Genomic DNA, 13,446 nt, shown 5'->3' with positions numbered 1-13,446 from the left:
TTGGTGCGAGGGCGAGGAGCATACCGCGCGCCCGGTGGCGGGCCGATGTCGGTGGCGAACCGCACTCGCGAGCGCGGCGGGTTATTCGCTGTGAAGCGCACCCGCGGCCGAGAGGTGCGACGCGGCAGCCGTTGCGACTGCTGCGGAAGCGAGAAAACTGCGCCGATTGACGTTCGACATTTCATTCACCCGTGGGAAAGGAAGGAGCGGGTTCCCAAAATACCACCCGGGAGAGCCGCGGAGTAACGCTTTCTCAGTTGCGTTCCCGCGCCCGCGGTTCGACAATTCCTGCGTGTTCCCTCCAACTCGGAGCCTCTCATGGCGAGTAAGCGTTTGGTGATTCTGGCAGCGGTCGGTGGGGCGGTCGCCGCGTTCGGCGTGATGACCGCGGTCGCGGCGCGGCAGAAAGAGTACAAGAGCGGGATCGTGTGGCCGGAACCGGCACCGGTCACACCCGGTAAGACGGACGCCGAACCGCCCTCCGACGCGACCGTGCTCTTCGACGGCAAAGACCTCTCGAAGTGGGTCAACGGCGACAAGTGGGAAATCAAGGACGGCTACGCGGTCGTTCAGAAATCGGACATCGTCACGAAGGATTCGTTCGGCGACTACCAGTTGCACGTCGAGTTCGCGACGCCGGAGAAGGTCAGCGGCAGCGGCCAGGGGCGCGGGAACAGCGGCGTGTTCCTGGCGAACCACTACGAGGTGCAGGTGCTCGACTCGTTCGACAACAAGACGTACTTCGACGGCCAGTGCGGGAGCCTGTACAAGCAAACGCCGCCGATGGTGAACGCCTGCAAGAAGCCGGGCGAGTGGCAGACCTACGACATCCTCTTCACCGCACCCCGGTTCGACGAAAGCGCAAAAGACGTGAAAGTTCTCACGCCGGGGTACGTCACCGTGATTCACAACGGCGTCGCGGTGCAGAACCACTTCGCGCTGCAGGGGAACACGAACTACGACAAGCCGGCCGCCTACGAGAAGCACCCTCTGAAACAGCCGATTCGCCTCCAGAACCACAATAACCCGGTGAAGTACCGGAACATCTGGATTCGCGAAATCAAGGCGCTCGAAGGTAAGAAGCCGCAGTGACCGCCCGGCGCCCTTACCCACGAGGGTGGGGGCGCGTTACCGCACCGCCATCCGCCCTCGCACCAATTCCGAACAAGCAAGGCGCCCGCGTCGTCATTTCGCGGGAAGTACACGCAGGCGCTGGACGGCCTCCACATCGCTGGTGAGATCAAAGACGTACAAACTCCCGGCGAGAATCGCAGTCGGTTCACGATCGCGCAACCACGCGAACGTACCCGGGTCGTTCAGGTAGATGCCGAGCAAGTTGTTCGCGCTCACGACAACGACGTGGCGCGCGTCCGCGGGAACGAGTTCGCCACCGGGTTCGCCCACGCGCCCGTAGGCGGGAAGCGGTTGGTAGCGGATGCCGTAAGCCTCGAGTCGATCGGTGCCGAAGTACGACAGGTAAATGACGTCCGGCCCGTTCGCATCAAGGTAGGCTTTCAGTGCCGGGAGCCCCTGCCCCCAATCCACGTTAGAATCTGCGACGAAGCGAAGTCCACCGCGCGACCCGCCGGCCAGTTCGTTGAAATACGCGATGGGGTGCGGGTCACCGCGCGCGGCCGAAATGCCGGCCCACGCCAAGCAAAGTACGAGGAGAGCGGTTCCCGCCGCGCGGCAACAAGCGCCACTCGCTAACCCTGCCGCAAAGACGTACAGAAACGGCAGAACGGGTAGCACGACACGGATGCCGAGATCGACCCGCGAGTACGATGCGAGCGCGAAGAACACGACCGCGGGCACGAGCAGGAATGCGATCCGCGGCGCCCGCAGCAATCTTCCGGTGGTGCCCACGAGCAACGTACCCACGAACAACCCCAGTGGTAACTTCAGGGGCAAAAGAACGAGGAAGTAGTGGTACCAGCCGCTACGAGAGAGTTCACCATTCAGGTACATCATCCCGTCGCCGTGATCGGCCCGCGTGAGTTGGAACTTCAACCCACGCCCCCACTGGTCGAAGTGAACGAAGCCGTAGGTCGCGGCCAGTGTTACGAGCGCGATTACCCCCAGCCGAAACGCGAACTCAGCCAGGGCGCGTCCGCGCGGAACATCGGCCGGGGCATTTGGTAGCGCAAGCCTTCCGCCCCGAAGCACGAACACGATTCCGGCCGCGCCGAGCCCCAAAGCGACCGCCAGTGCCGAGAACTTCGCCCCGAGCGCAAGCCCCAACGCGACGCCCGCACCGACGAGCAACCCGCGCGACGGCGCCGCGGTGTACTCCCACACGAGATAACACGCCAGCACTGTGAAAAGCGTTAGTCCGATGTCGGTAGAAAGAATGCACGAGAGCGCGAGCAGATTCGGATCGCACACCGCGAACCCCACCGCGCCGATACCCGAGATGCGCGAGTTCCACAGCCGAAAAGCCCACCACCCTACCAACAGAACCACCCCACACCCGAGTGCGAGGTTCACGCGCCGGGCCGGGCTCAGCAACTCGTTCGGCGCGCGACCCGATTGAAAGAGGAAGGCGTTCCCGATGTGCCAGTGGTCGTTGTTGGTTTCGCGCGCGACATCGTGCGGGTACGGCGGGCGATCACCGAACACCAGCGGCGCGGCCCAGAGCAGTTTCAGGAGCGGCGGGTGTTCGGGGTTGAGCCGGAAGCTGCCGGTGGCCCAGTAGGAATAGCCGGCCGCGAGGTGGACCGGTTCGTCGAACGTTGGGCCGTTCGCCGCGAGAACTCGTTCCCCGCGACACCAGAAGCACGCGACGAGACCCGTGACCACGGCCAGCGCCAACAGCGCGGAAGCCCGATTCCTTGTCACGGGTTGCCTCCGCTTGCGGAGCGGGGAGCGCTACCGGCGAACACGACAGGTGTGCGGTCGAAGTGCCACAAACGGAGGGCCAGCCAGCCGGTCAACACCGCGACCATCCCCCACCGGGCGAACAGTAGCGCGAACCCGAGCGGAGTCGGCCCGGTCCAGGTATCCGATTGATTCGGTACGGGCGCGCCGTGGACCGCCGGCCACAAGTACGGGTAAGTCAGCGTCGCGAGCAGACCGGCGCCAACGAATCCGACCGCCCAGACGCGCTCGGCACTGGTGCGCAATGGGAGCAGCGGCACCAGCGGCGCGACCCAGAGTAAATACTGCGGCGACCCGACCTTGCTCGTCAGAATGAACGCGAGCCACACCAGTACACAGCCGGTGGCGAGGACCGAAATGCGGTCCGCGGGGTCGCTCCGCCGAATCGCGCGAGCCGCCAAGAGAAGTGCCAACCCGACGCCCGCGATGGTCAAAATCTGTGCGGCCTTCGCGACCCCATCCGTGATCGGCCCCTGAACCACGTACCCGCCGAAGGCGTATCCGACGCTCGTGTCTTGAGCGAGAAGCGGGGCCGCGTAGACCGATCCCAATTCCACCCCGCGCTCGGCGTGATACCTCATGTAAACGAACGCCCGGTCCCCGCCCCCAAACAGCACAGACAGGACCGGCCACAGCGCGAACACCACAAGCGCGATGACAATTTCGCGCGCGAACGCGGGCCAAAATCGCCCCTCGCGCCGCACCGCGGCTGCCACCACAAGCAGTGGCAGCAGCACCGCTGGCACCAGTTTGAACCCCACGCCAGCAGTCAGAATCGTGTACGCGACGATTGGCCGCCTCGATGCGAGAGCCACAATCGCGATCAGCGCACTGGCGCCGACCACGAGGTCGAGCCGGTCGTACAGAATCGGCCCAAGTGCGGCGGTCCCGGCGACGTACAGCCCGAGTCGCCATGTTTGCGTGCGCGGGTCGTTCGGCTGCAACTCGCGCCCGAGGCGCGCGATCAGAATCAGTAGGCCGATATCGACCGCGCCGAGAACCAGCCCGAGCGCGACCTGGAAGCGTGCGGTGCCGACGTCCGACGGGAAACTCGGTCGGGCCGCGATAACTCGCTCCGCCCCAGGCGGCAGCGCGTCCGCAACGAACCCGACGCCCGCAGCAAATAGGACGGCCAGTTGAGGGTACTCGGCGTCGTACTCGCGAAAGAGCGTGCCCACGGACGAAACGCGAGCGGCCACGCCGTACTGGTAATACACCTGAGAATCGGTGGCGGACGTGGCCGCAAAAAAGATCGCGACGCGGGTGAGCACGAACACGGGAGCAACGGCGGCAATTGCGTGCCACCGGCCCACAGTCGTTCCCTCAGCACCCGGCCCGCGCGCAGTCATGTGCGAATCTAGCACACACCAGAGCGCGCCAGCCGACGGAATTCGACCGTAACACCGGTCAGAACGCGGCCCGATAGATGCCGAGGATTTCGTCCTCGCTCTGCGGCATCCGCGGGTTCACGCGCATCAGCCGCTTGATGGCAAACGCCTTCGACGCGAACCCGGGCAGCATGTCTTCGGTCACACCAATGTCGCGCAGACGGAGCGGAATGCCAATATCCGCACGGAGTTGCTCGATTGCTTGCAGTGTTGCCTCAGCATTGCTCGCGTGACTGCCGGAGAAAGTTGAGACGCCTAGCATGCCCCCAATCAGAACGGTTTCACGCACGCGCTTCTCCAAGTTGAACCGCATCACGAACGGCAACAGCAGTCCGTTCCCGGCCCCGTGTGAAACGTGAACCGCCCCGCCGACCGGGTACTCCATCGCGTGAACCAGCGCGACGCCTGCGTTCGAGAACGCGAGACCACCGAGGGTCGCGGCCAGTGCCATCCCGTCGCGGGCTTCAAGATCGTTCCCGTCCTTCACCGCGCGTCGGAGGAACTTGCCGACGAGCTGAATAGCCTCTTCCGCCATCAGATCGGCCATCGGGTTCTTGCCCTGATAAACGGTCTTCTCGCCGCTCGGGAGCGGGAACTCGTCGTTGTGAACCGCGCAGAAGCCCTCGATCGCGTGCGTGAGGGCGTCGATGCCGGAATCGGCGGTTACTTTCGGTGGGCAGCTCACAGTGAACAGGGGATCGACGATCGCGAACGCGGGTCGCAAGAACGGGCTGAGGCAGCTCACCTTGATGTGGTTCGCGGTGTCGGTGAACACGGCCGCGGCGGAGACTTCCGACCCGGTACCGGCCGTGGTCGGGATGCAGATGAGCGGCTTGACCGGTCCCGGTACGCGGCAATCACCGGTGTAATCGAGCGGGTCGCCGCCGTGGGCCAGGATCATCGACACGAGCTTGGCCGTGTCGATGTTGCTCCCCCCGCCCAATCCAATAATCACGTCTGGAGCGAAGGCCCGCGCCGCCGCGACGCACTCGCGCACGAGTTCCACGCCCGGTTCCGGCGTGATCTTGTCGAAGTGCGCGAACGCCACGCTTCCCGCGGTGAGCGGCTCGGTCGTTTGTGCGAGCAGGCCCACTTTCACCAAGATCGAATCCGTTACGATGAACGCGCGCTTCGCGCCGAGCCGCTCGCATGCTTCGCGGAGGTGGAACTGGACCGCGTTGCGTCCGAAGAACAGTGCGCCGGCGGAGGAGAAGGACCAGGTGCGCATGATGAAGATTCGGGGTTCAGGATGAAATTCGGGGCGCGAGGGTGAATGCCGCTGAATACCGGGCGGTTATACTACACCGCGTGCGATCGCTCACGCGGTTCTTTCCCCGAATCCTGACCCAACCCCTCCCATGCGTATCGGCATCCTCACCGTTTCCGATCGGGCCAGTCACGGCGTGTACGAGGATCGAGGCGGACCGGCGATCCGCGCGTGCCTCACGGAGTTCCTCTCGTGCGAGTGGCAGCCGCACGCGATGGTGATCCCGGACGAGCAGGAACAAATCGAAGCGACCCTGAAGGCAATGTGTGATGATGAGGGGTGTTGCCTCATCGTCACCACCGGCGGCACCGGTCCGGCCAAACGCGACGTGACGCCCGAAGCGACCGAAGCCGTGTGCGAAAAGCTACTGCCGGGCTTCGGCGAACTCATGCGCCAGGTGTCGCTGAAGTCCGTCCCCACCGCAATCCTGTCGCGACAAACGGCCGGCATTCGCGGAAAGACGCTCATCGTGAACCTCCCCGGCAAGCCGACCGCGATCCGCGAGTGCCTGCTCGCGGTGATGCCCGCGATCCCCTACTGCGTCGACCTCATCGGTGGGCCGTTCTTGACCACGAATGAGGCCGTGGTGAAGGCGTTCCGGCCCAAAGTGTGATTCGACCTTACGCGGTTCAGTTGGATCAGAACTCCATTTCGCGCAACGACCGTGCCCCGTGTCGGAGCGGCAGTACGATCGCGAGCGCGCCGATAATCAGCCCGACCGGGATGCCCACGAACACCCACGGGTTGATTTTCGCCGCGCCCCCCGTCGCGCTTTTCGCGAGTTGCGTGACGTGGAACGGCACCACCATCACGCCTATCACCGTGACGAGGAACGCGAGGCCCGTCACCATGTTCACGGTGCCGCCGAACCCGACCACGATCTTCGACGGGTCCGTTTCGCGGAACGTCGGCAGGTAGGCGCCCAGCCCCACGTTCAGCGCGCTCAGTCCGATTGCCACTATCGCGACCGCAACCGCGTGCAGCAGTATCGCCTCCGCGGGGAGCGTGAGTAGCAAGTCGCTCCCCAGAATGAGCGTCTCGGCCACGATCAGCGACCCGGTCGCGGCGAACGCGAACTTCCCCCACAAAATCTGATCGCGACTGACCGGCGTGAGGCCCAGAATCCAGAACTTCCGCCCCTCCAGCGAGATCAGCGGGAAGATGAACCGGCTCAAGCCGGCGCACATCAGAATCGCGGTCCCGCAGAGGTTCATGAGGCTGATCGCGTACTTGTCCATGATCCCGATGTCGGCGGAATAGTATTGGCGGAAGTTGCTCGCCCCGATCAGCATGAGCACCGCGAAAATGGCGAGCACGGCCCACTGCGTCGGGTCGCGCCGGAACGTGCGAAAATCCTTCACCACGAGGACGCGGGTGCGCTTGTCGAGGTACCACACGAGCGTTTCCATCATTCGGTCGAGCGGGCTGGTGCCGTAAATCTTCTTCCCGCGACCGAACGCCGAAATTCGATCATACGCGGTCCGGTAGATGCGCCGCGCGATCCACGCCGCGAAAACGAAGAACAGTAGCCCGTTACTCCACACCTGCGCGAGCGGGATCAGTGCCGCGTTCAGGTTCCCGCGGGCCGCGGCCATCACCCCGCTCGTCATCCAGTGACTCGGCGAGAAACTGCTCCGCAGCAAGCTGAACTGTCCGATGAGGTCGTCGAGTTCCCGCCCACTCGTCACGAGTGATCGCCTCAAGCTCATCACCACCCGGTACCCCCAAATCACGAGAGCGAGCGCGAGAACCAGTCCGACGAGCGCGAAGAACTGTTTGCGGTTCCGGGGCATGTACCGCACGAGTAACAGGCACCCGGCGGCGGACACGGAGCCGGGCAGGAGCACGTAGCCGAACAGGTACGCGGGCAAGAGCGGGTAGAAGTACCACGGTACGCTCGACATGATGCCGTAGGCCACGAAGATCGGCACACCGAGGACCACGAACCCCCACGAACTGAACATCACCGCGGCCTGGAACTTCATCGCAAAAATCTGGTCCGCGCGGGCCGGCGAACAGAGCAGGAACCGCGCTTCTGGACTGGTGAACAGGCTCGCGTAGAGGATGATGCCGGTCGAGAAGATGAGCATCGTGCCGAGCGTGAAGAACAGCAGGTCGAAGAGCGCTTCGACAATGGCCCCCTTGAACGGGATGTTGTTGACCGCGAGCTGGTTGAACAAGTACAGGCTCACCGCGAACGTGAACGCGGCCACGAGCCCGCTCGTGGCGATCATGGTGAGCAACCGCACGCGGCCGTTCTCGAGGGCCACACGCAGACCGTTACGAAACAGTTGCGCGCGGAGGCGCCGAAACAGCGCGCCCTGATCGGCGACGGCGGGAATTTCAGCACCCATGTTTCGGTTCCCCTAACCCATTCTTGAACCAACGGCCCCGGTTCTCGGAGTTCCGAGGCGACCTGCGCCACTCACTTCACCCCGCCCGAGCTAACAAACACTAACATTTTTGGACCTGCGCCATCCCATAGACCGCGAAAACGATCCAACTACTGACACTTCAAACACTTGGTAATTTCCACGCTTCTAGCGACGAGCCAAAAACGGCTAACAAACGCTAACAATCACCCCAAAAATTGCGACTCCAGGCTCACATTTAGCTCGATTTCAGATTACGAGCCGCGACCGCAAGGGAGCGAGAGGCGTTAGGCAATTTTTAGCGGGCGCAATTCAGCGCACGGGGAGCTACAGCCCCGCTCCCTTGCGGTCGCGGCTCGTTCAAAACGAGACCTCCGTATTACGGTGGCACTGATGCCCCATCTGTGTCCCCTCAAACGAGGAAGTCGACCTACATAGTCGCCATTAATCAATTGTATACTAGTGTACGGAAAAATCAAGCAGTTTCACTTACTGTTTCCGGCTCGCGCAGCCTTCAATCGATGGCACTGGTGGATGCAATCGCGGCGGTATGGGCGCAACACCTTCGGCGGTGGCATCTCTCGTTTCGGTGCAAACAGAGTTCAGACCGGCGCGGCCTCATTCGGCGTTTCTTCTGTGATCTTCATGAACAGGTCTTCGAGACTCCCGTCCTGGTTCGCTTGCTTGCGCAGATCGCTCATGGTGCCGCACCCGAGGAGCTGACCGCGGTCCAAGATCCCGATGCGGTCGGCGAGTTCCTGGGCGATGTCCAGTGTGTGTGTGCTGAGGAACACCGTCATTCCTCCGGCCGCGAGCTTGCGGAGCAGCACTTTGAGTTCGCGGATGCTCTTCGGGTCCAAACCCACGGTCGGTTCGTCGGCGATCAGCAACTTCGGATCGTGAACGAGCGCCGCGGCGAACACGGTGCGCTGGCGCATCCCGTGCGAGTAGCGCTCGGTGAGGTCGTCCACGAACTCGTCGAGGTGGAACAGCTCGATCACCTCTTCGATTTTCTCCGCAACTTTCGCCGCCGGCATCGCGTAGAGATCGGCCGTGAACTGGAGGAACTCGCGCCCGGTCAGTTTCTCATAAAGGAACGGCTGGTCGGGCACGTAGCTGACGAGTGCGCGGGCGTGGTCGCCCTGGGTACGCACATTGAACCCGCCGATGCTCACGCTCCCGGTTGTGGGGAAGAGCAGTCCGCAGAGCATCTTGATGGTGGTCGTCTTCCCGGCCCCGTTCGGCCCCAGAAAGGCGAACAGTTCGCCCGCGGGGACGTGCAAGCTGAGGTCTTGCACCGCGACCTTCGGGCCGTAGAGTTTTGTGACATTGTCGATTCGGATCATGGCTGAACCTACCCCGCCGTTTTTGTTTCTTACCCGAAGGGGTTGTACATCGGAGCCCAGGGTCGGTCGCAACGCGAGCGCACCCTGGGAAACAAAAGCCACCGTCGTAGTCGTAGTCATTGAGTTCCCAGGGGCGCGTTGCGACCCTGGGCTCCGATGTACAACCCCTTCGGGGTACAGACAGAAATTGAGATCAATCTTCCCGGTCGAACATGAGCGATTCACCGCCCTCGGACGCTTCCTGGCGCAGCACCTTGCCGTCGGTGACTTGCACCCAGGTGCGGGCGATCACGTCCGCGTCGCGCCGGTACTCGATCACCCAGCACGCGATTTCCTGGTTCTGCCACAGCAGGTTTCGCGGCGAACGGTCCACGTCCGCGATAAGTGAGGCTTTAGGTTTAGGAGCACCGAGCGATATCCCGCTCTTGGCGATTTGTTTGCGAATCAAGTCACCGAGCGCGTCCTGAAGCGGGTTGTACTCGTGAACGTTCCACCGGTGCCCGCCGCGCACGCCGTTGATGCGGTTCACCGGTTGGAGCGGGTTCAGCGGTTGCCCCTGCTTCACTTCCATCGGTTCGAGGTCGCTCGCGATCGTGAGCAGGGCGCTTTTCAATTCGGCGCGCCCGGTCAGCTTGTTGTTTTTGACTTCCCCGCGCACGTCGATCGTGCCCTCGATTGTGATGCCGCGGGTAACCGCTTTGACCCGCGCGGTCAGGCTCTGCTCTTTCAGGTCGCCGCTCCGGGTCATGCGCACGTCCGAGGTGGCTTCCGGGACTTCGAGCGTGATACCGCCCTGTTCGAGTTGGAGCTGCGTGTAGCGGTAGCTGAACTGAAAGGCGTCGTCCGCGTCGTGGTACTTCATCAGGGTCGTGAGTTTGCCGACCCGCTGCCCGTTGCGGTACAGCGTCCACCGCGCGGGGATGTTCTGCTTGGCCTCGTCCGCGAGTTCGATCGTGACCGGCGGCGGGCCGGACGCGAACACGCGCGGCCACACGTCGCGGTACGCGATGTAAGCAGTGATGGCGAGCCAGAACGCGACGATGACCGCAACAGCGGAACGCGGCGGCATGATAAAGCACCCGTGACCCGAACCAACAAGACGTGAAACCCGGAGCGGCTCAAAGAGCCTTCTCAATCCTAGACATCTGACGCCGTGCGGGACAAGGCATTTCATCGTGAGAGCCGTTTCCCTTGTTTCACTTCTCCGCGGGTTCCTAAATCAGTAGTTCCGGGTACACGATTTCCGAGTTCCGTGTGGAGCGGCCGGTCGTAACGATCGGTCGGCCGCTTCAATCTCATAACGTGAACCTTCGACTTTTGAGGTCTGTCATGATTGTCGGCGTCCCCAAAGAAGTGAAACAGGACGAGTACCGCGTCGCGATGGTGCCCGCGGGCGTGGAGGAGCTCACGCGCGCCGGGCACACCGTCCTCATTCAGTCCGGGGCCGGCTCGGGGTCCGGGGTCAGCGACGAGCAGTACGTCGCCACCGGCGCGGAGATCGTCGCGAGTGACGCCGACGTGTGGAAGCGGGCGGACCTCATCGTGAAGGTGAAGGAGCCGATGCGGGCCGAGTGGCAGCACATGCGCAGCGGCCAGACCGTGTTCACGTACTTCCACTTCGCCGCGGACAAGCACCTGACCGAAGCCGTCATCAAGTCCGGCATCACCGCGATCGCCTACGAGACAATCAAAGACGCGAAGGGCGCGCTCCCGCTCCTCACGCCGATGAGCGAGGTGGCCGGGCGCATGAGCATTCAGGAAGGGGCGAAGTACCTGGAACGGCCGTTCGACGGGCGCGGGATTCTGCTCGCGGGCGTTCCCGGCGTGCCGCCGGCCACGGTGTCCGTCATCGGCGCCGGGATCGTCGGCGCGAACGCGGCCCGCGTCGCGGCCGGGTTGGGCGCGAACGTGTTCATTCTCGACGTGAACCTCGACCGCCTGCGGTACATCGACGACGTGATGCCGCAGAACGTGACGACCGTGTTCAGCAACCGGCTGAACATCCTCGACTGCCTCCAGCAATCGGACCTCGTGATCGGCGCCGTGCTCATTCCGGGCGCCAAGGCCCCGCACCTCGTCCGGCGCGAGGATCTCAAGAAGATGCCCCCGCGCGCGGTCGTCATCGACGTCGCCATCGACCAGGGCGGGTGCTTCGAGACGAGCTTGCCGACGACGCACGCGAAGCCGACGTACATCGTGGACGACATCGTTCACTACTGCGTGACCAACATGCCCGGGGCGGTCGGCCGCACGAGCACCTACGCGCTCACCAACGTGACGCTCCCCTACGCGCTGCAACTGGCGAACAAGGGGCCGGAGCGCGCGGTGAAGGAAAACGCGGCGCTGCTCGCGGGTGTGAACATTAAGGCCGGCCAGGTGACGAACCAGGCCGTCGCCGAAACGTTCGGTCTGGAGTGCGTATCCGCGGTGTAACGGCGAACGGCCGGCGTGAGCCGGCTGGTGAGCGATCGCGTCCCGGTCACGTCCTCCGTCCAGGTAACTTTCACCGAGCCGGCTCACGCCGGCCGTTCGCCATGAATGATCTCGCCCGACAACTGTTCGGTGATGACGTACCAGCCAAGCGGTTGGCGCTCATCGTCGACCTAGACGAAACGGTGTGTACCGGGTTCGCGTGCCCGCTCCGGGCCGCACTCGACGTGCTCTCGCGCCTGCACCGGCAGAAGGTCGAGGTTCACTACGTCACGGCGCGCACAGAGGTGAGCCGCAAGGGAACGGACGACTTCCTCGCGGAGCACCGGCTCCCGGGGCACCGCAACGTCTATTACTGCCCTAACTGGCAAGGATCGAAGCGCCACAAAGCCGAGGTCCATGCACGCCTCGCCCGCGAGTACCAGATCATTGCCAGCATCGGCGACACGGACGACGAAGAGGGCGAAGCGTCGCGGCTCGCGGGCGTGCCGTTCGTGCTGGTCGACCGCAACAAGCCCGACGGCGCCTGGGCCGTTCTCGCGGAATTGATTATCGCGGTGGAAGGCTTTCGTGTGGAAATTGAGGAATGAGGAACAAGGAAGAGCCGCAGATAAACGATAACGCGGATCAGACAAGAGAGAATGAAGAGGAGATGGTCACGAAAAAGCACAAAAGGAGCAGAGGACAGAAAACAGAGTTCAGAAGGCAGAGAGCAAATCAAAACCAGAAGGCCAGAACTCGCTGTCGCCCTAACAGATTTTCAAATGTCCTCTGTCCTCTGTCCTCTTTTGTGCTTTTTGTGGCTAATCTGCCTTCTGTCTTGATCCGTGTTTTCTGTGTTCATCCGTGGCGGATTTTCTTATGCCATCACCCCTTCGCCGCGTGCGCCGTTGGGCGGTGTTGCTCCTCGTCGCTTATCTGGGGATCGTCGTTGTGTTCTGGTTCATCGAGCGTCAACTCGTGTTCCGCCCGTCTTCGGCGGAAGAAGCGTGGCTGAAGCCGGAAGACGACCGCACACAAGACGTGCAGTTCGACTCCGCCGACGGCACCAAAATCTTCGGGCGCTGGATTCCACCGGAGTCGCCGCAGCACGGCGCGGTGCTGGTCGCCAACGGCAACGGCGGGAACCTCACCCACCGCGGGCGCCTCGCGGCCGACCTGCGCCGGGCGCTCGGCGCGGGCGTGCTGCTGTTCGATTACCCCGGCTACGGCAAGAGCGCCGGGAAGCCCACCGAAGAGGGCTGCTACGCGGCCGGCGATGCCGCGTACAGGTGGCTGACGGACGAAGCGCGGGTCGCCCCGAACCGGATCATCCTTTGCGGCGAGTCGCTCGGCGGCGGAACGGCGGTCGAACTGGCCACGAAGCGCGAGCACCGCGCGCTCGTGCTCATTTACACGTTCACCAGTCTCCCGGCCGCCGCGAAGCACCACTTCCCGTTCCTACCCGTTCACACTCTCATGCGCACGCGGTTCGACAACCTCGCGAAGATCGGCCGGTGCCCGCGCCCGGTGTTCCTCGTTCACGGAACCGCCGACAGCGTGGTGCCGTTCGACCACTCGGAACAACTCTCCGCCGCCGCGAACGAGCCGAAATGCTTCGTCCGGCTCGAAGGCGCGGGGCACAGTGTGCTGCCCGGCGAATCGTACACACCGGCGCTGGTAAATTTCCTGCACGCGCACGCGCCGTAATCACTTCTTGGGCCTTGTGTTAAAGCGGCGCGTGCCGGAGATCGCCCGCCGATCGGCACCTCGAACGCGCGAACGAA

Annotated in this window: 11 protein-coding genes; 5 read left to right on the top strand and 6 right to left on the bottom strand. The window is 63.5% G+C overall.

Going from position 1 to position 13,446, the window contains the following annotated elements:
- Positions 1 to 318: 318 nt before the first annotated feature.
- Positions 319 to 1,092, top strand: coding sequence for a 3-keto-disaccharide hydrolase (locus J8F10_RS31635; RefSeq protein ID WP_210660634.1), 774 nt, complete (start codon positions 319 to 321; stop codon positions 1,090 to 1,092).
- A 93-nt stretch (positions 1,093 to 1,185) separates the two neighbouring features.
- On the opposite strand, the gene J8F10_RS31630 is transcribed toward J8F10_RS31635, so the two are convergent.
- Genes J8F10_RS31630 through J8F10_RS31620 form a run of 3 tightly spaced genes read right to left on the bottom strand, consistent with a single transcriptional unit; the run spans position 1,186 to position 5,493 of the window.
- The gene (locus J8F10_RS31630) at positions 1,186 to 2,838 is read right to left on the bottom strand and encodes a phospholipid carrier-dependent glycosyltransferase (RefSeq protein WP_210660632.1); all 1,653 of its coding nucleotides are present in this window, start codon (positions 2,836 to 2,838) and stop codon (positions 1,186 to 1,188) included.
- Entirely contained in the window at positions 2,835 to 4,226 is a 1,392-nt protein-coding gene (locus tag J8F10_RS31625) for a glycosyltransferase 87 family protein (protein ID WP_210660630.1), read from the bottom strand. The genes J8F10_RS31630 and J8F10_RS31625 overlap by 4 nt, the downstream gene beginning before the upstream one ends.
- 58 nt (positions 4,227 to 4,284) lie before the next feature.
- Positions 4,285 to 5,493: an iron-containing alcohol dehydrogenase gene (locus tag J8F10_RS31620; RefSeq protein WP_246523681.1), complete on the bottom strand. Its 1,209-nt coding sequence runs from the start codon at positions 5,491 to 5,493 to the stop codon at positions 4,285 to 4,287.
- 130 nt (positions 5,494 to 5,623) lie between these two features.
- Between J8F10_RS31620 and mog the strand changes: the two genes are divergently transcribed.
- A complete protein-coding gene (gene mog / locus J8F10_RS31615; RefSeq protein WP_210660628.1) occupies positions 5,624 to 6,145 on the top strand; it encodes a molybdopterin adenylyltransferase in 522 nt (173 codons plus the stop codon).
- Between the two features lie 25 nt (positions 6,146 to 6,170).
- On the opposite strand, the gene J8F10_RS31610 is transcribed toward mog, so the two are convergent.
- The 3 genes from J8F10_RS31610 to J8F10_RS31600 form a co-directional block, all read right to left on the bottom strand.
- Positions 6,171 to 7,886, bottom strand: coding sequence for a putative ABC transporter permease subunit (locus J8F10_RS31610; RefSeq protein WP_210660626.1), 1,716 nt, complete (start codon positions 7,884 to 7,886; stop codon positions 6,171 to 6,173).
- A gap of 620 nt (positions 7,887 to 8,506) precedes the next feature.
- Positions 8,507 to 9,250, bottom strand: a complete 744-nt coding sequence (locus J8F10_RS31605) for an ABC transporter ATP-binding protein (protein ID WP_210660624.1) — start codon at positions 9,248 to 9,250, stop codon at positions 8,507 to 8,509.
- Positions 9,251 to 9,443: 193 nt separating this feature from the next.
- Positions 9,444 to 10,319: a hypothetical protein gene (locus J8F10_RS31600; RefSeq protein WP_210660622.1), complete on the bottom strand. Its 876-nt coding sequence runs from the start codon at positions 10,317 to 10,319 to the stop codon at positions 9,444 to 9,446.
- Between the two features lie 260 nt (positions 10,320 to 10,579).
- Here J8F10_RS31600 and ald point away from each other — a divergent pair, with 260 nt between their 5' ends.
- The 3 genes from ald (at position 10,580) to J8F10_RS31585 (ending at position 13,369) form a co-directional block, all read left to right on the top strand.
- Positions 10,580 to 11,683 carry an alanine dehydrogenase gene (gene ald / locus J8F10_RS31595; RefSeq protein WP_210660620.1) on the top strand — a complete coding sequence of 368 codons (1,104 nt, stop codon included), beginning with the start codon at positions 10,580 to 10,582 and terminating at the stop codon, positions 11,681 to 11,683.
- A 101-nt stretch (positions 11,684 to 11,784) separates the two neighbouring features.
- Positions 11,785 to 12,270, top strand: a complete 486-nt coding sequence (locus tag J8F10_RS31590; protein WP_210660618.1) for a hypothetical protein — start codon at positions 11,785 to 11,787, stop codon at positions 12,268 to 12,270.
- A gap of 271 nt (positions 12,271 to 12,541) precedes the next feature.
- Positions 12,542 to 13,369: an alpha/beta hydrolase gene (locus J8F10_RS31585; RefSeq protein WP_210660617.1), complete on the top strand. Its 828-nt coding sequence runs from the start codon at positions 12,542 to 12,544 to the stop codon at positions 13,367 to 13,369.
- Positions 13,370 to 13,446: the final 77 nt, after the last annotated feature.

It is taken from the genome of Gemmata palustris (assembly GCF_017939745.1).
In the GTDB taxonomy this organism is placed as follows: domain Bacteria; phylum Planctomycetota; class Planctomycetia; order Gemmatales; family Gemmataceae; genus Gemmata; species Gemmata palustris.
This window is presented reverse-complemented; position numbering and strand designations above follow the sequence as displayed.

Excerpts from the sequence above, each read along its gene's own strand:
- J8F10_RS31635 (WP_210660634.1), top strand. The coding sequence starts at position 319 with ATGGCGAGTAAGCGTTTGGTGATTCTGGCAGCGGTCGGTGGGGCGGTC.
- J8F10_RS31625 (WP_210660630.1), bottom strand. The coding sequence starts at position 4,226 with ATGACTGCGCGCGGGCCGGGTGCTGAGGGAACGACTGTGGGCCGGTGG.
- J8F10_RS31620 (WP_246523681.1), bottom strand. The coding sequence starts at position 5,493 with ATGCGCACCTGGTCCTTCTCCTCCGCCGGCGCACTGTTCTTCGGACGC.
- mog (WP_210660628.1), top strand. The coding sequence starts at position 5,624 with ATGCGTATCGGCATCCTCACCGTTTCCGATCGGGCCAGTCACGGCGTG.
- J8F10_RS31610 (WP_210660626.1), bottom strand. The coding sequence starts at position 7,886 with ATGGGTGCTGAAATTCCCGCCGTCGCCGATCAGGGCGCGCTGTTTCGG.
- J8F10_RS31605 (WP_210660624.1), bottom strand. The coding sequence starts at position 9,250 with ATGATCCGAATCGACAATGTCACAAAACTCTACGGCCCGAAGGTCGCG.
- J8F10_RS31600 (WP_210660622.1), bottom strand. The coding sequence starts at position 10,319 with ATGCCGCCGCGTTCCGCTGTTGCGGTCATCGTCGCGTTCTGGCTCGCC.
- ald (WP_210660620.1), top strand. The coding sequence starts at position 10,580 with ATGATTGTCGGCGTCCCCAAAGAAGTGAAACAGGACGAGTACCGCGTC.
- J8F10_RS31590 (WP_210660618.1), top strand. The coding sequence starts at position 11,785 with ATGAATGATCTCGCCCGACAACTGTTCGGTGATGACGTACCAGCCAAG.
- J8F10_RS31585 (WP_210660617.1), top strand. The coding sequence starts at position 12,542 with ATGCCATCACCCCTTCGCCGCGTGCGCCGTTGGGCGGTGTTGCTCCTC.